The 17,355-nt window shown below is 39.4% G+C and carries 19 protein-coding genes and 1 pseudogene; 19 read left to right on the top strand and 1 reads right to left on the bottom strand.

The window, feature by feature from the left end; translation table 11 throughout:
* Positions 1 to 36: 36 nt before the first annotated feature.
* From mobA to ABD930_RS07360, 9 genes are all read left to right on the top strand, one after another.
* Positions 37 to 474, top strand: coding sequence for a conjugal transfer protein MobA (gene mobA / locus ABD930_RS07400; RefSeq protein ID WP_345231324.1), 438 nt, complete (start codon positions 37 to 39; stop codon positions 472 to 474).
* 1 nt (position 475) lies between these two features.
* A complete protein-coding gene (mobB, locus tag ABD930_RS07395) occupies positions 476 to 1,777 on the top strand; it encodes a conjugal transfer protein MobB (protein WP_345231086.1) in 1,302 nt (433 codons plus the stop codon).
* A 255-nt stretch (positions 1,778 to 2,032) separates the two neighbouring features.
* Positions 2,033 to 2,623 carry a TetR/AcrR family transcriptional regulator gene (locus ABD930_RS07390; protein ID WP_112373094.1) on the top strand — a complete coding sequence of 197 codons (591 nt, stop codon included), beginning with the start codon at positions 2,033 to 2,035 and terminating at the stop codon, positions 2,621 to 2,623.
* 76 nt (positions 2,624 to 2,699) lie between these two features.
* Positions 2,700 to 3,464 carry a type I methionyl aminopeptidase gene (gene map, locus ABD930_RS07385; RefSeq protein WP_344981129.1) on the top strand — a complete coding sequence of 255 codons (765 nt, stop codon included), beginning with the start codon at positions 2,700 to 2,702 and terminating at the stop codon, positions 3,462 to 3,464.
* Between the two features lie 126 nt (positions 3,465 to 3,590).
* Positions 3,591 to 4,421, top strand: a complete 831-nt coding sequence (locus tag ABD930_RS07380; RefSeq protein WP_345231085.1) for a sialate O-acetylesterase — start codon at positions 3,591 to 3,593, stop codon at positions 4,419 to 4,421.
* 275 nt (positions 4,422 to 4,696) lie between these two features.
* Entirely contained in the window at positions 4,697 to 5,236 is a 540-nt protein-coding gene (locus ABD930_RS07375; protein WP_345231084.1) for a Crp/Fnr family transcriptional regulator, read from the top strand.
* 77 nt (positions 5,237 to 5,313) lie between these two features.
* Positions 5,314 to 5,904 (top strand): NAD(P)H-dependent oxidoreductase, encoded by a 591-nt coding sequence (locus ABD930_RS07370; protein WP_112373091.1) that lies wholly within the window; start codon positions 5,314 to 5,316, stop codon positions 5,902 to 5,904.
* 14 nt (positions 5,905 to 5,918) lie between these two features.
* Positions 5,919 to 6,395, top strand: coding sequence for a DUF4405 domain-containing protein (locus ABD930_RS07365; RefSeq protein WP_112373090.1), 477 nt, complete (start codon positions 5,919 to 5,921; stop codon positions 6,393 to 6,395).
* A gap of 166 nt (positions 6,396 to 6,561) precedes the next feature.
* A complete protein-coding gene (locus tag ABD930_RS07360; protein ID WP_345231083.1) occupies positions 6,562 to 6,723 on the top strand; it encodes a hypothetical protein in 162 nt (53 codons plus the stop codon).
* Between the two features lie 448 nt (positions 6,724 to 7,171).
* Here ABD930_RS07360 and ABD930_RS07355 read toward each other — a convergent pair whose 3' ends face one another.
* A complete protein-coding gene (locus ABD930_RS07355) occupies positions 7,172 to 7,951 on the bottom strand; it encodes a phytanoyl-CoA dioxygenase family protein (protein WP_112373088.1) in 780 nt (259 codons plus the stop codon).
* Positions 7,952 to 8,428: 477 nt separating this feature from the next.
* Between ABD930_RS07355 and ABD930_RS07350 the strand changes: the two genes are divergently transcribed.
* The 10 genes and pseudogenes from ABD930_RS07350 (at position 8,429) to ABD930_RS07305 (ending at position 17,262) form a co-directional block, all read left to right on the top strand.
* Entirely contained in the window at positions 8,429 to 8,860 is a 432-nt protein-coding gene (locus ABD930_RS07350; RefSeq protein ID WP_112373087.1) for a DUF6010 family protein, read from the top strand.
* A gap of 2 nt (positions 8,861 to 8,862) precedes the next feature.
* Positions 8,863 to 9,327, top strand: a complete 465-nt coding sequence (locus ABD930_RS07345; RefSeq protein WP_345231082.1) for a hypothetical protein — start codon at positions 8,863 to 8,865, stop codon at positions 9,325 to 9,327.
* Entirely contained in the window at positions 9,327 to 9,647 is a 321-nt protein-coding gene (locus tag ABD930_RS07340) for a DUF3817 domain-containing protein (protein WP_345231081.1), read from the top strand. The genes ABD930_RS07345 and ABD930_RS07340 overlap by 1 nt, the downstream gene beginning before the upstream one ends.
* Positions 9,648 to 9,908: 261 nt before the next feature.
* Positions 9,909 to 10,295, top strand: a pseudogene (locus ABD930_RS07335) (GrpB family protein).
* 458 nt (positions 10,296 to 10,753) lie between these two features.
* Complete coding sequence (mobC, locus tag ABD930_RS07330) at positions 10,754 to 12,751, top strand: conjugal transfer protein MobC (RefSeq protein WP_345231080.1); 1,998 nt, start codon at positions 10,754 to 10,756, stop codon at positions 12,749 to 12,751.
* A gap of 161 nt (positions 12,752 to 12,912) precedes the next feature.
* Positions 12,913 to 13,800, top strand: coding sequence for a DMT family transporter (locus ABD930_RS07325; RefSeq protein WP_345231079.1), 888 nt, complete (start codon positions 12,913 to 12,915; stop codon positions 13,798 to 13,800).
* Between the two features lie 7 nt (positions 13,801 to 13,807).
* Positions 13,808 to 14,374, top strand: coding sequence for a TetR/AcrR family transcriptional regulator (locus tag ABD930_RS07320; protein WP_345231078.1), 567 nt, complete (start codon positions 13,808 to 13,810; stop codon positions 14,372 to 14,374).
* Between the two features lies 1 nt (position 14,375).
* On the top strand, positions 14,376 to 14,894 hold the full coding sequence (locus ABD930_RS07315) for a GNAT family N-acetyltransferase (protein WP_345231077.1): 519 nt from the start codon (positions 14,376 to 14,378) through the stop codon (positions 14,892 to 14,894).
* Positions 14,881 to 15,816, top strand: coding sequence for an alpha/beta fold hydrolase (locus ABD930_RS07310; RefSeq protein ID WP_345231076.1), 936 nt, complete (start codon positions 14,881 to 14,883; stop codon positions 15,814 to 15,816). The genes ABD930_RS07315 and ABD930_RS07310 overlap by 14 nt, the downstream gene beginning before the upstream one ends.
* Before the next feature lie 42 nt (positions 15,817 to 15,858).
* Entirely contained in the window at positions 15,859 to 17,262 is a 1,404-nt protein-coding gene (locus tag ABD930_RS07305) for an MFS transporter (protein WP_345231075.1), read from the top strand.
* Positions 17,263 to 17,355: the final 93 nt, after the last annotated feature.

Genomic DNA, 17,355 nt, shown 5'->3' with positions numbered 1-17,355 from the left:
GTCGGGGTTTTGTTGGATATTAAAATGGATTTTATAATGAATGGAAAAGAGAAAAAGGAACAGAACAAAGGTGGGCGCAAGCCTAAAGCAAACCCAAGCATCCACCGTTATGTATTTCGTCTTACGGACGAAGAAAATGCCAAATTCCTTACATTTTTCGAGCAATCGGGAATGAAAGTAATGGCACATTTTATTACAGCCTGCATCTTTCAGAAGCCAGTCAAAACCGTAAAAATTGATATGGATGCAGTCGATTTTCATACGAGGCTAACCAATTTTTACAGCCAGTTCAGAGCGGTTGGCGTGAATTACAACCAAATCGTGAAGATACTTTACCGCAATTTCTCGGAGAAAAAGGCATCGGCTTACCTCTTTAAACTGGAAAAGCAGACGGCAGAAATGGCGGACTTGTGCCGGAAAGTGATTGAGCTAACACAGGAATTTGAAAAAGAACACCTGCAAAAACACGGATAAGATGATAGCAAAGATTGGCAAGGGCGAAAATTTGTACGGTGCAATTTCCTATAACCAAAAGAAAATTGACAGTGAAAATGGGCAGGTTTTGTTACTAAATAGAATACCCGAAACGTTGGATAACACCTATTCGACAAGCTACCTGCACCAGTGTTTTGAGCCGTATCTGTCCACAAATATCAGAACGGAAAAGCCTGTGCGCCACATATCGCTGAACCCTGATCCCGCGGATAGGGTCAGCGATGGGCAGTTCGTGGAAATGGCGCAGGAGTATATGGAGCGCATGGGGTACGGCAACCAACCGTATATCGTTTTTAAGCATACCGATATTGAACGCACCCATATCCACATCGTAACGGTCTGTGTGGGTTTGGATGGCAAGAAGCTACCGGACAGTTACGACCATCCACGTTCGATGGCAATCTGTCGGGATTTGGAACAAACGTACAATCTTATACCTGCAACGGAAAAACAGCGAACGGGAAACGAGCAGGTATTCCGTCCGGTGGATTACAGAGCCGGAGACGTTAAGAGCCAAATCGCTTCGGTGGTACGACACCTGCCGAAGTATTACGGGTACGCAAGCCTCGGTGCATACAATGCCTTGCTTTCGCTCTTCAATATCACCGCCGAGGAAGTCAAAGGAGAATTGCACGGACAGCCTAAAAACGGTCTTGTCTATTTTGCATTGAACGAACAGGGAGAAAAAGCGAGCAATCCTTTTAAGGCATCCCTTTTCGGCAAACAGGCAGGACTGGACGAACTGCAAAACCAATTCGCACAGGCTAAGGAGAAAATGAAAGCCGACCCTGTAAGAGCCGTACTCAAAAGCACCATTGAAGTAGCGATGCACACCGCCACTAATGAAGCCGATTTTAAGAAGCAACTGTTGGAGCAGGGCATCAATGCTGTGGTACGGCGCAACGATGAGGGGCGTATCTACGGTATGACTTTTATCGACCACGAAAGCCGTACCGTTTGGAACGGTTCAGCTTTGGGCAAAAACCTATCGGCTAATGTCTTTAATGATTGGTGGAACGGGCAGGCGGTCGGGCAACGCCAAGAAACTGAAAAAGCAACCGCACAAAATCAGTCATCGACCACAGGCAACACCGTAGAGAAAGAGGAAGCCCATGCACTTTTTAACTTCCTAAATAAAGAACAGCAGACCGATGATTTGTTGATAGACGGATTGGGTGGGCTACTACCGGAGGCACAGGGCGAAGACTACGAGGAACAGGAATTTGCCAACCGTATGAAGAAAAAGAAGAAACGTAACAGCCGTCATCCCAGAGCGAATTGATTTACAATTCATCTATCGAACAATCATAAATTTGTCCATAGTCGTAACCATTACTCCCTTTTGAAGAGTAAACCTAATTTTCTAACGATAACACTTGCTAACCCTAAATCGAGCGCTTGTACATTTCTTGTCGCAAGCTGCTTTCTGATTACGGACAACTATCCGAAGTTTTTTCGTTTCTTTGTAAAGTACTAAATGGTATTTTTATGAAATTTGAACAATTCCATCTGACCATAAATAAATAGAAGATAACAGATGAAAAAGGCGGAAGCAACACGGTTGATGATTTTACAGAAAGCGTTTGAGCTGATCTACGTTAAGGGGTACCAAACGACAAGCATTGACGATATTATCGCCACGACAAAAGTAACGAAAGGAGCCTTTTACTACCATTTCAAAACCAAAGACGAAATGGGGCTCGCCATCATAAACGAAATTCTAAAACCCACACTTACAAATAGTTTTATTGAGCCGCTTCAAACCGAAGAAAATCCACTGGAAGCCATTTACAACCTAATGGATAATCTATTGATGAAAAATGAATTTTTGAAGGTGGAATACGGTTGCCCGGCATCCAATTTTACGCAAGAAATGACCCCGTGGAATTCGGAATTTAATAAGGCTTTGAATGAATTAACCCAGGAATGGACAAAGGCAATAACCACCACCATTGAAAGAGGCAAGAAAAACGGCACCATCCGCAAGGACGTAAATGCGAAACAGGTAACCATCTTCGTCATGTCGGGCTATTGGGGCATTCGGAATTTGGGAAAATTAGAGAATAGTAAAAAAGTGTACGTTTCTTATTTAAAGCAACTTAAAATCTATTTAGATAGTTTGAAATAATTTCCACCAACCAACAACATACTACATAGTATTTTTAGTAATTTTGCTCATTACTAAGAAAATAATTGAAAGAAAGATGTCCATAACCAAACACGAAGAATTAATCGGGATGCAAAAAGTAAGCGAAGCGGTTGCTTACACCTTGAAAGAAATGCGCAATTATGCAAAACCCGGTATGACAACCAAAGAATTAGACGACTTCGGCGCAAAAATACTTTCGGACTTCGGGGCAAAATCCGCACCGTATCTGACGTACGGTTTTCCGGGTTGGACTTGTATCAGTGTGAACAATGAGTTTTGTCACGGCATTCCGTCCGAGAAAAAAATACTAAAAGAGGGCGATTTGGTGAACATTGACGTTTCTGCCGAACTTGACGGCTTTTGGTCGGACAACGGAAGCTCATTTGTGCTTGGAGAAGACATCAACCAACATCAAAAATTAGTGGATGCCTCCAAAGAAATCCTGCAAAAAGCCATCCGTAATATCAAAGGAGGGGTTAAGATTTCAGAAGTCGGACACATCATGGAAACCGAAGCCAAAAAAAGAGGTTTCAAGGTTATTAAAAATTTGGCCGGACACGGTATTGGAAGGAGTTTACACGAACAACCCGATGAAATAATGAACTACAAAAACCGATTTGACCAAAGACGGTTTAGAAAAAATGCAGTCGTTGCCATTGAAACCTTTATCACCACAACTTCAACCTATGCAACAGAGTTAAATGATGGTTGGACCATGGTGGGAAACAAAGGTGGTTTTATGGCGCAACACGAACATACAATCGTTGTCACCGACGGAAAACCCATCATACTGACCGAAATGAATGGGATTTGGAATTAAAAAATCGAAACAACGTTTTGGATAAAACTCGGTTGTAAATTTTTGACCAAGTAAGTCGGTGGTATATTTTGAATCTTAGGTAGTACCAGTTATTTTATTATTCTGAAATGTAGAAAGAAAAGGGCAATGAAATCATTTTTATTGATTGGACAATCGAATATGGCAGGTCGCGGGTTTGCTCATGAAGTGAAACCGATATACAATAAAAGGATTATGATGCTGCGAAACGGCAGATGGCAAATGATGGTCGAACCTGTTCATTATGACAGACCTGTTGCGGGTATCGGGCTTGCTGCGTCATTTGCAGAAGCTTGGTGTTGGGACAATGAGGAAGAAGAAATCGGCCTTATTCCCTGCGCAGAAGGTGGTAGTTCCATTGATGATTGGTCAACAGATGGAATTTTATTTCGTCATGCAATAAGCGAAGCTCAATTTGCAACCGAAAACAGCGAACTATCTGGTGTGCTTTGGCATCAAGGGGAAAGTGATAGCCAAGGCGGAAAATTCAAACAATACTACGAGAAATTATCAAAAATATTTAATCAAATTAGGGAGACATTATCATTACCCGAAATTCCATTTATTGTAGGCGGTTTAGGTGAATATTTAGGTAAAGTAGCATTCGGAGCCGGGTGCACAGAACATCAGCTAGTGGATAAAGAACTTCAAAAATATGCCCAAGAGCAAGAAAATTGTTACTATGTTACGGCCAAGGGACTTACAGCCAACCCGGACGGCATTCACATCAATGCTGCGTCTCAGAGAATATTCGGCATCCGATATTATGAGGCATTTCTCAAAAGAAAACATATACATAAGCCGTTAGTAAATGAACTAGAATTAGTTGACAGGTGCAATAATAGAGAGAACACAACAGAGGAAAAACAGTACATGGCCTTAGAAAAATTCACTCAGGGGAAAATTGCTTATAAGGAATTTATGAAGGCATTTTCTTAGTTTTAAAAATCCCCGCCCAAAGATGGATATGGATTTAAAGGTACTACATACTATTATTCCACTTAAGAACTCGGGATTTGATGGATTGTACTTCATACAGTTGAGTTGTCTGTAATTTTATCACCGCACAAGTCGTAATAATTTCCTTTTTTTAATTTAGGAAATGGGAAATGGCTTATGATACTGTTGTATGGAATTGAAAGTTCACCCTTCTTTTTCTGTTACTCTGCAAACAGCCAAATAGCTATCCGCAAATCCAAAAACGATACCGCACAGTGAAGCAAAAAACAAAAAATAGAATCCCTTGGAACATCTTCTCCCCTTTTTTCAAACAGGTGGAAGCTCCGGCGAGAACCATCCTGTTGCAGGAAGGGAAAATTTCCAAAACAATGTACTTCATTGAAAAAGGTTGCCTGCGTACCTGGGTGAACAACGACGGCAAAGAAATCACGACGCAATTTTTCTTTGAGGGCGACAGCGTTTCTTCCATCGAAAGTTTCCGAACCAACCAGCCGAGCCTGTACAGCATCGAAACCATTGAACCTTGCGTTTTGCAAACCATCACGCAAAAGGAATTTCAAATGATTGTAGAGCAATTGCCCGACATCAAAAAGCAGTTTGAAGAGCATTTGTTTAAACGCCTTTTCCAGGCTCAGCAACTGTTTTTTTCCTACCTCAAAAATTCACCGCAACAACGTTACGAAGAGCTGTTGGCGCAATATCCGCACATCGTGCAGCGCGTACCGCAACATTACATTGCCTCGTATCTGGGCATTACTTCCGTTTCCCTGAGCCGAATCCGAAACAGACGATAAAACGGATTTATTAACAATTGTTATCGTCCCACACCTGCTTTGCTGCTCAATTTTGCATTGTAATTAAACAGTCAAAAATGAGAACCATCATTGTATTCAACCATCCTTATGAAGGAAGTTATTGCAACGCCATTTTAGAATCGGTCAGCAAGGGACTTCAAAAATCCGGTCACAAAGTGGATTTGATGCACCTGGACAAAGACCAATTTCATCCCCGAATGACATCGGACGATTTAAAAGCCTTTGTTGAACATCGTGCGGTTGACCCCCAGGTTATTGGCTACCACGAACGATTGAAAAAAGCCGACCACCTGATTTTTATTTTCCCGATTTGGTGGGACATTATGCCTGCCGCCACCAAAGGATTTATCGACCGTGTATTGTCGCCCGGATTGGCGTATGACCATCATCCGAGAGGTTTCGGGTTGGTGCCGCTATTACATAATCTGAAAAGCATTACCGTCATCACCACGATGAACAAACCCAAAATTATGTACTCACTGCTTATCGGAAACTTGATTCGAAAAGTGATGATACGAAGTGTATTCAAAACAATGGGCTACAAAAACGTCAAATGGCTCAGCTTTACATCGGTAAAAAGAGTGAGCCACGAAAAACGGGTCAAATGGCTGCATGAACTTGAGAAAAGATTTTCAAAACTCAATTAATCAAATATGGTATTATGAAACTCAATAGAAATTATGTTACCCCATTTATATCATTGGTGTTCCTTGTCGTAGGCATTTCGGGACTGCTGATGTTTTTCCATCTGTTTGACGGCTACACCGAAGTAGTTCACGAAATACTCGGATTGTTATTTGTTATTTGTGCCATTTTCCACATCATTTTGAATTGGAAAGCTTTGAAAATTCATTTTAAGAAAAGTGTTTTTTTGCCTGCATTACTTGCGGTACTGACATTAGCTGTTGTTCTTATTATATCTGAAAGAATGTATCCGCCGGTCGATTTGCAAATCATGGACAGAATTGTAAAAGCACCTGTGGAGGATGCATTCAGGGTGTTAAATATCAATGAGGAACAAGCAGCCGCTAAACTGACAGAGAAAGGAATTTCGGTAGAAAATGTCCAAACTTTTGAAGAACTGTGGAAGCATAACGATGCCAATGCAGAAGAAGTCATTGACCTGCTTCTGGAATAAACTCAAAAATTTGGTTAGTCTGCGTTTTGAAATATGTTTCGGGAAACTTAAGAACTTGTTTTAAAGTTCACCTAATTGTTTTGTTGTCCATATACGATTTTATAATTTTGAAGAAAACCTCCACAAAAATCAGTTGGTAGTACACAAACAAGGTAACGACGCACGAATGATGACACAGATAATTATTCCTTCCGATTGCGGTAATGCCCCGAAAAAGAACTTTCCCAAAGACTTTTATACGGCTTGGGCAAAGGATGATTTAGATTTTTGTAAAAAGCATCTTGATGACCATATCATTTGGGAAATCGTCGGACAAAACACCCTTTAGGGAATAGAGAATTTTGAAAAGCAACTTCAGCATTACCCCATACGAAATGCATCCAAAATGGTAATCGAAACCATAATTACCCACGGAACAGATGCCTCGGTTGACGGACAAATATGGACAAACGAAGGAGCCGTTTTTGCTTTCTGCGATGTTTATAAGTTTAAAGGATTTAAGGGTTTTAGCTTAAAATCGATTAAAAGCTTTTGGGTGGAGTTACCGACCGGTTCGGGGTGTCGTGGCAACTGAGTTGGGAATAATGCAAAGTGTTGGCAATAAGCGAGCAGAATCAACATTATTTATTTTCATTCATTTATTGAGCTTCGTGCTACTATGCGGCTTTGGTGCGTGCAATTCCGTCTATCGCCAACAATCGGCTCGTTATAAGCAACCCTAAAAAGAAAGAGACTGCTAAAAAAAGCAATCTCTTTCGATATGAGCATTTTTATGATTAACCTATTCCTAAACGAATAGCTCTTTCAACGGGAGAATAGCCGACATCAGAATCTGAAATAGACAATTCGCCTCTTAACAACAAAGGGGGCTGTGCCATAAATTTAGGCGTACTTCCCCTGTGGGATTGAGCTGAATGAACCAAAAACGGATGACATAGGTAAACTGTACCTGCCTTACCAGTTGCAAATATTTCTCCCCTTTTTGGCAACTCGTCCAACTTGCTTGCAAGTTCCATAAATGAAAGACCTGGATCTCCCTCTTTGGATAATAAGCTTGCAACATCAATGTGAGAACTTTCATAAATGACTGTTGGGGCATCGTTTTCGCTGACATCCGAATACAAAATCAACATCAACAATGCTCGTCCTCTCGATTTGACATTGGCACGCCATTCGAAATAATTATTGGGGTCTTTTCCCGGGAAGCTCGTATCTACGTGTTTACCGGTATCATTAGGCTGTTTAGCAGATGGAAATCTAACAGGAAATGTTCCTACGCTCCGACAAGGAATCCATTTGTCCTTGCCAACTAACTGATTGAAAGCATTGTGCAGCTTAGGAGTGTTTACTGAATTGACAAAAGGTTCATTCGTGTACATTCCCAAACGAATTACAGGCTCAGTCCAGGTTGAAGGATTTGACCTGTCACAAGGAAGGTCGTTCCATAGAATTTCTAAAGCAGCATCCGCTATTTCTTTGGAAAATGAATTATCAAGACGAACAAACCCGCTATGGATAAAATGCTCTATTTCCTTTATACTTAGTATATCTGACATAATTTTTTTGTTAAAAAAACCAACCACGGCAATAAATAGCGTCGACCAGTGGACTTTGTTTTAAGATTATAATAAAATGAATGAATAATAGAAAAGTACGCTTTGTATATATAAAGCGCATTGCTTAAAGAACTAAGCTTAAAAAGGGATATTATAGCATTACGGTCATTCTCATAGCCACAAAATTAAACAATATCTCTAAACCGACAAAGCGAAAAAGGACTGCATATAACCTACTAAGATTTAAACGCCAGATAACGAAGCATGACTGAAGCTTCAATCTTTGTTGACAAGTGTGCAGCGGGTGTTTTGCGCCTTACCTATAGAGTTTCGATCACTTCTGATATAAAAAAACACATCCATCTCATTAAAAGCAATTTACAATTTACCCAAATGGCTAAAATATTTTTTACCTAAAAACATACTAATTAGTATGTTTTTTGTTTAACTTTGCAAGCAGACAAAAAATAGAAAAATATGCATACGCACATCATTCCTGAATTTACAATCACCAATGCATTGGCTGCTGTGCTGATTGGTTTCGTATTTATCATCATCATGTCGTTTGTGAGGGAGCCATCTCGACAAAAAATCAACACCGTCATCATTGCCGGTGCAGGCGGTGTTTACTGGAGCGGCGGATTGGGCGTCTGGGAATATGTTTTTGGTGCTGTTATGTTGTTTGTGGCTTTCAAAGCCCTCAAGCATTATTATTTCATCGGTATCGGTTGGCTGTTGCACACGGGCTGGGACGTAATGCATCATCTATACGGTGAACCCATCATTCACTTTGCACCACTTTCGTCTGCCGGATGTGCCGTTTGTGATGCGGTGCTGGCAATCTGGTTTTTCTTCGGGGCTCCTACGATTTGGAATGTATTCAGAAAACAAAGCACCGTTACAACGTAATTATGTATTCCACTTTATTAGTTCTCCATTCTTTGATTCGTTGGCTTGTTTTAGCTTTTTTACTGTATGCCATTTACAGGGCATTTGTCGGTTTGGCCAACGACAGGACTTTTTCAAAATCGGACAACGCGTTCCGACACTGGACGGCTACGGTTGCACATATTCAACTAATGATCGGCATCATCCTATATACGCAGAGTCCGCTGGTCAAATATTTTTGGAAAGAAAAGGAAAGTAGTTTTCAAAACGTAGAGCTGACTTTCTACGGTTTAATTCATATTATTTTAATGCTAACTGCTATTGTGGTGATAACAATCGGCTCGGCAAAGGCAAAGCGACAGCAAACGGACAAGAAGAAATTTAAAACAATGTTCGTTTGGTTTACCATTGGATTAATCCTCATTTTCGTAGCCATTCCCTGGCCGTTTTCACCCTTATCAGGCAGACCTTATTTCAGAATATTTTAATGATGAAGAAACTTTTCACCACCTCTATCGGGCGTTTACGACTCCTGGCTATCTTAGAAGGCATATCATTACTTGTCTTGGTTTTTATTGCCGCACCCCTGAAGCATTTTTGGGATGTTCCCGGCTTGTCCAAGTCGCTTGGCCCCATTCACGGTGCACTTTTCCTGCTGTTTGTGTTTAATGCGTTGCGTGTAGGCGTAGAACAACAATGGAAATTCAAAGAAACCACCTGGAAGGTTCTTATTGCGTGTTTTATTCCGTTCGGTACGTTTTATATTGACTATAAAATTCTTCGAAACATACCGACAGACGAAGATTAACCGACTGAAAAAAGGGCAGCAGATAATATCGATTTTGCAAAAGGTCGGGTTAAGTGCTAAATTTAACGACAGTAATTCTATTACCGCATAAGCCATTTTCATTTCCTTTTTCTAATTCAGCAAATAGAACATGGCTTATGTAACGTTTGGGAATAACTGAAACTTCGTGTTTCTATTCACGTTCCTTTGCAAAGCCCAAAACCGATATGACGAAATTTGTCCGACGTTGACTAAAATGTAAAAATATTGAAAGTAGAAGTTATGGATAATAAAATAGAAATTATTCCTTACGATAAAAACTGGGAAAGTGAGTTTCTTACTGTGCGTAAAGAGATATTGAAAGTTTTAAATGACTCCTCAATACGAATTGAACATAACGGTTCAACTTCTGTTCCCCGACTTTCAGCTAAACCGATTATAGACATCCAAATATCTGTAACTAACTTTGATAAATTAAAATCCTACGTCCAAAACCTAAAAAAGATAGGATACACCTATATTCCACATCAAGACGATGTTTTTTCTGCTTTTCTGCATAAGCCGAAAGAATAACCTCATAAATACCACATTCACATTGTAGAACAAGGAGGGGAAGAGGAAAAGAAAACATTGGCATTTAGAGATTATCTACGGGAACACTCAAAATAGCGAAAGAATATGAAGATTTGAAGAAATGCATTGCGGCGAAAATTCAGGGAACCGATTTTCAATCTCAGGAAGCATATGCAAAGGCGAAAACAGAGTTTGTAACTCGAATAACTACTTTAGCATTAAAGGAAGGTTATCCACGTGTAGAAATCCGACAAATAACTCAACAGAGGTCTTAGCATCCTGTCGTTCCAACGTTCAGGCGTGGAAGTTCGCAATGAATTTCCGAACGAACGTCAATCCATAACGGTTATGGGCAAGTAAACTGTCATAACGGCGCCCGTCTAAAAAGGGAAAGCACTGCTCAGAAAAGAATAAATCAAAGACCAGGATTAACATCTTGGTCTTTGTGGTTTTAAAATACTGTCAAACAAAGCCACCAAAAGCCATCGGACACCGCTTTAGATAAGCCCTTTTAAATAGCCTCTAAATTTCCTGCATCACTAAAAATTTTTGTTATGCAGGGAGAAGATGATTTGAGAGGATTAGCCAAAATCATGGCTTTTATGCGTGCTGTAAGTATTCTTTTGGTACTGATGCACTTTTATTGGTTCTGTTACGGGTTCTTTGCCGAACGTGGATGGACACTGGAAATTATCGGCAAGATACTGACCAATTTCAACCGTACCGCAGGGCTGTTTGCCCACACACTTTACACCAAGATTTTTGCATTGCTATTGTTGGCGTTAAGCTGTCTCGGCACTAAGGGCGTAAAGAATGAAAAGATAACATGGGCTAAGATTTACACCGCCTTAGTTATCGGCTTTGTGCTGTTCTTTCTGAACACGCCATTGTTAAAGCTGTCGGCAGGTGTTGCCACATCGCTTTACATCCTTACAATGAGTTTGGGTTATATAGCCTTGCTCATGGCAGGGGTATGGATGGGCCGACTACTCCGCAATAATCTGATGGACGATGTTTTCAATAATGAAAACGAGAGCTTCCAACAGGAAACCCGTCTGATAGAAAATGAATACTCGGTCAATCTTCCCACAAGGTTTTTTTACAAAGGCAAGTGGAACAATGGATGGATTAATATCGTCAATCCTTTTCGAGCCTCGATTGTATTGGGTACTCCCGGCTCCGGAAAATCCTACGCCATCGTAAACAACTACATCAAGCAACATATCGAAAAGGGGTTTGCGATGTATATCTACGATTTCAAATTTGACGACCTATCCACCATTGCGTACAACCATTTGCTGAAACACTCCGATAAGTATAAGGTAAAGCCCAAGTTTTATGTTATCAATTTTGACGACCCACGCCGAAGCCACCGATGCAATCCGCTAAGCCCTGCCTTTATGACGGACATTTCCGATGCCTACGAAGCCTCTTATACCATCATGCTTAATCTCAACAGAACGTGGATAAGTAAACAGGGCGATTTTTTTGTCGATAGCCCAATTATATTGCTTGCTTCCATCATTTGGTTTCTGAAAATCTATGAAAACGGGAAGTATTGCACGTTTCCCCATGCTATTGAATTGCTGAATAAAAAATATGCAGACGTTTTTACGATACTTACCTCATATCCCGAACTTGAAAATTATCTTTCGGCTTTCATGGATGCGTGGCAGGGCGGAGCGCAAGACCAGTTGCAGGGGCAGATAGCATCGGCAAAAATTCCTTTGTCACGGATGATTTCGCCACAGCTTTATTGGGTGATGACGGGGGATGATTTTTCACTGGACATCAACAACCCCCAAGAGCCGAAAATCTTGTGCGTAGGTAATAACCCCGACCGTCAAAATATCTATTCGTCCGCTTTGGGATTGTACAATTCGAGGATTGTAAAACTCATCAATAAGAAAGGTCAGCTTCAAAGCTCCATTATCATAGATGAGTTGCCCACCATTTATTTTAGGGGTCTGGATTTTATCAGTACAGCACGTTCAAATCGGATTTCGTCACTTTTTGGCATCCAAGACTATTCGCAGTTAACGAGGGATTACGGCGATAAAGAAAGTAAGGTTATACAGAATCTGGTCGGTAATATCTTTAGCGGACAGGTCGTTGGTGAAACAGCAAAAACACTTTCTGAACGGTTTGGAAAGGTATTGCAGAAACGTCAGAGCATCACCATTAACCGCAATGATAAATCCACTTCCATATCTACCCAATTGGACACCCTTATACCTGCATCCAAAATATCTACCTTGACACAGGGAATGTTCGTGGGGTCTGTTTCTGACAACTTCGATGAACGCATCGAACAGAAAATATTTCATGCTGAAATAGTGGTCGATAACGAAAAGGTTTCGGCAGAAACCAAAGCGTACAAAAAGATACCGCAGATATTATCCTTTACCGATGAACACGGCAACGACAATATGAAGCAGGTGATTGAAGCCAATTACAGACAGGTCAAAACGGATGTTTTGCAGATTGTGGAAAGCGAAATGGAGCGGATTAAGAACGACCCCGATTTACAGCATTTGATACAGCAGGAGTAATCGCTGATGGACACACTGAACAAGAAATTTTTCTTACTGTAAACAGGAATTGGCGCTATGTCTTGATGAGAAAGTTGAGATAAGACGTAAAAAACAATAGATAGACTTGTCTATCTAATATAATATTACTACTTTTACGACACAGTTAAACGCTAAATCGAATGAGAGTACCATTTATTAAAAATAATATTGCAGCTGTCGCATTTATAGGGCTTGGCATTATATGGGGAACCAACTTTCTTTATATGCGTCTAGCGACTCAGTATATCAGCCCTCTACAGATAGTTTTTCTTCGGGTAGTCATTTCTGTACTACCGCTCTTGGTATTAGGATTAGTTACACGCGCTTTCAAAAAATGGCATTTAAAGCATTGGCATCATTTCCTTTTTATGTCAGTCCTTGCTACCGTTATTTATTATTTCTGTTTCGTTAAAGGTGCTCAGATACTATATTCGGGTATAGCGGGAGCGATGAGTGGTGCTACCCCCATATTCTCTTTCGTTTTGGGCACTATTTTTATTAAAGAAGAGAAATTAACAGCGTCTAAAGTCTTAGGATTAATTATTGGTACAATAGGAATTATATTATTGGCAAATCCGGCTGGTCTAAGTAGTTCTGAAGATTTTTTTAAAGGTTTTTTATACATGATTATTGGATCTCTGAGCTTTGGGGCATCGTTTATTTATGCAAAAAAATATCTAAGTCCTCTCAATATATCAGCAACTGCTTCCACTTCCTATCAATTGGTCTTGGCAACATTGATATTGCTAGTTACCACCGACCTAAATGACATTGGGAATATCTTGGTCAATACAGAAGCTTTTATTGGATTAGTAATCGGACTGAGTTTATTGGGTACAGGAATCGCTTATTTAATTTATTATTACTTGATCAATAGAATGGGAGCCGTAAAAGCGTCCTCTGTAACCTACATACCTCCTGTAGTAGCATTAGCAGTCGGTATAATTATCGGGAATGAACCAATCTCAATATTAGATTGTATGGGAGCATTTATTGTTTTGTGTGGCGTTTATTTATTAAAAAAATAGCAGAAAAATGAAATCAACAGAAGAGGTTAAAAAAAATATTTTAAATACAGCCGCTAATCTTTTTTATAAACAAGGTTACAATAGCACTGGAATAAATCAGATAATTGAAGAATCTGAGATTGCGAGAGCTTCTCTTTATAATCATTTTAAGTCAAAGTCAGATCTTTTGCACGCTTATTTAGAAGACGCCAGTAAGAAGTGGTTCGACGAACTTTACAAATATATCGCAGACACAGAGGATCCCAAAGAAAAGATTTTAAAAATGTTTGATTTTAGAATGGAGCGTCAAATCGTCAACCAATATAGAGGATGTCCTTTTATAAAGGCGGGAGCAGAAATCGCACAAAATGATTCATTATCTTTTGAAATCGTAGATAGAAACAAGATGACATTTAGAGATTTTATTTTGGCAATAATAACTGACATGAAAACCGATAATAACAATCTGTCCAAAATAGAAATAGCAGATACTCTGTATATGTTGTTAGAAGGAGCAACAGTAACAGCAAGTTTTCAAAAAAATGGAGAGATGATGCAAAGGGCTAAACAAATCGCTAAAAAATTATTGTATTGATATGATGTTTATTATAGAAGAGTTCAAAGAATCAGATCAATCAAATACCAAAGCGTTTGTATTGTCTATACAGAACGAAGAATTTGGATTGGGATTTTCCGACAATGAACAACCTGATTTGTTGGATATAGGAAAATTTTATCGAAACGGAAAGTTTTGGCTAGCAAAGTATGATGACGAGATAGTAGGGACTATCGGTTTGCAAATCTTAGATTCGACTAATGCCGTGTTAAGGAAGATGTTTGTGAAACAGAATTATAGAGGAAAGCAAAAAGGAATCGCACATTCTCTTTTTGACACATTAAAGACATTTGCGATGTCCAAAGATATCAATTTAATCTGGCTGGATACCCCTGGATGTGCTAAGGCCTCTCACAGATTTTATGAAAAGATAGGCTTCATAAAAACTGAAAGAATGTATTTACCGAAGTCTTATACATTTCCAGACAGGGAATCGCTCATATACAGGTTGTCAATTGATTACGAATTTAAAAAGGATATTACGAATGAAAAAGTTTAAAATTCAGGTTATTATAGCAGTATTTACTCTGTCAATCTTCTCGCAGTCCGGATTATTGGCACAAACAAAAAATCTATCCGGTATGGAGACATTTGAAACAAAGAAAATTGAAGTTCAAGGTGAAATATTTACCTATCGACAATACTATAACAATAAAGGCAAAAATCCGCCTTTAATATTATTTAATCATACCCGAGGAAATCTTGATAGTTGGGATCCACTGTTTCTTAATACATTGTCAACGGATAGAGATGTTATTGTGTTTAACAATAAAGGCGTTGCCTCTTCCGGTGGAATAACACCTGACAACTTTAAACAAATGGCGGATGATGCCTACAGCTTTATCTCTGCTCTTGGTTTTGAAAAAGTTGATATTCTCGGATTTTCAATTGGAGGTTGTGTAGCTCAGGAAATGCTAATGGAACATCCCGAAATAGTGCGAAAGGCAATTTTAGCAGGTACTGCTCCAAAAGGAGCTAGAAGTATCAACGAAAGAAACCCTAAAATCATTGAGGTTGTTACGGCACCTATCTTAGATGAAAATAGTTTCTTGCTATTATTTTTCTCTCCGACAAAAAACAGTCAACAACTGGGAAAATTATTTTGGAAAAGAAAACAATCAAATCCATATCCAAAGGATCGTGATGTGAATAAGGAATCAGCCAAAGCTCAAGCTATTGCCAGGGCAAATTGGGGAAAGGATTTTTTAGAAGAGGATACTTATGCTCAAATTTCCATCCCAGTCTTAGTTGCAAACGGGAAAGATGATATTATGATGCCCACTGAAAATTCGGTTCATCTGTTTAAACTATTCCCCAATGCACAGCTTAATTTATACCCGGACTCTGGTCATGGCTTCTTATTCCAGTATCCAGAACAAGTAGCTACAGATTTCAATCATTTTTTGAACGCCAAGAATTGAAGAAGAATCAATTGATTCTAAGAAATTTACCAATAGATTTATATGGATACAATTGCAAACAGGTGGATACAACATGCCATTTTACTTACCGCTCCGTTGCTAACGGTCATTGACGTGTTTATTGTGAACATTGCAATACCATCAATTAAAGATAGTTTACAAGCAACTGACAGTCAAATACAATTGGTAATTACATCATACTTATTAGGTTATGCTTCATTTCAGATTACAGGCGGGAGAGCAGGTGATATTTATAGCAGAAAAAAAGTTTTTTTATGGGGTATGTTTTTCTTCATACTTACTTCCTGCATCTGCGGTTTGGCAACAAACGCCGCAACGTTGATAGCCGCAAGATTTTTTCAGGGAGTAAGCGGTGCATTTATGCAATCACAGTCTTTGGCGTATGTACAAGTCCTGTTTCCCGAGCCAAAGCAACGAACCAAAGCAATTGGTTATGTAGGGATTACATTAGGTATAGCTTCTGTAACAGGACAGTTTTTGGGAGGCTATCTGTCGGGCTTAAATACATTTATAGAGGGGTGGCGGCTTATCTTTTTCATCAATTTACCTATTGGGCTTTTTGCGTTTATGGCCGCAAAAAAATACTTGCAAAACACACACCTAAATTCCAGTGAAAAACTCGATTATTCGGGTGTAATATTATTCGCATTTGCATTAGGTTCTTTCATATATCCGCTCACAGAAGGCAGAGAAAAAGGTTATCCGTTGTGGAGTTTTCTGATGCTCGTTTTGTCTTTGGTGCTGTTTTATATTTTCGTTCGCAACCAAAAGAAAAAATTACAGAAAGACCTGCACCCTTTAATAGACATACGGCTGTTCAAAATAAGAGATTACAACATAGGATTGATATTACTCACATTTTATTTTATGATGCACACGTCCTACCTGTTGGTGTCCACAATCTACCTGCAAAACGGATTAAATTTCACACCATATAAAGCAGGTTTATATTTCGTTGTATCGGGAGTACTTTTTATGCTTTCGTCTTTTCTATCCATTCGGTTAGTAAACGCTTTCGGTAAAAAGCCAATTCAGGCAGGTGTGGTATTGATGATAGTTGTTTACATTCTTCAGCTTGCTTTCTTTGACAAGAAAGTAAGCCCATCCGTACTATTAGCAATTTTACCATTACAGGGCTTATTTGGCGGTTTAGTTATACCGTCCTTAATAAACATCACATTAAAGAACATACCGAAACAATTTGTAGGTATCGCTTCGGGAATGTACAACACCATACAGCAAACAGCTGCCGTAATGGGAATATGCTTTATCGGTGGTTTGTTTTTCAGTGTAGCAAAAGCAAACAATGATTTTGTTACAGCATTTCATTACAGTTTATATGCCAAGATAGTTTGCTTGTTCATCGTATTTGTGTTGCTGTATTATATTGATGATTTTAAAACACATAAGCCCCGTTTACAATGAGAAGTATCAGTAAATACTCCCAATAGAAGATTTCCTTATTTTCAAACGCATCAAACCTGTTTTTGAAATCATAGAAGCGGGAGAAGTAGTAGA

It is taken from the genome of Olivibacter ginsenosidimutans, assembly GCF_039542865.1.
In the GTDB taxonomy this organism is placed as follows: Bacteria; Bacteroidota; Bacteroidia; order Sphingobacteriales; family Sphingobacteriaceae; genus Olivibacter; species Olivibacter ginsenosidimutans.
The sequence above is the reverse complement of the archived record's forward strand: the minus strand, read 5'-3'. Positions and strand labels throughout refer to the sequence as shown.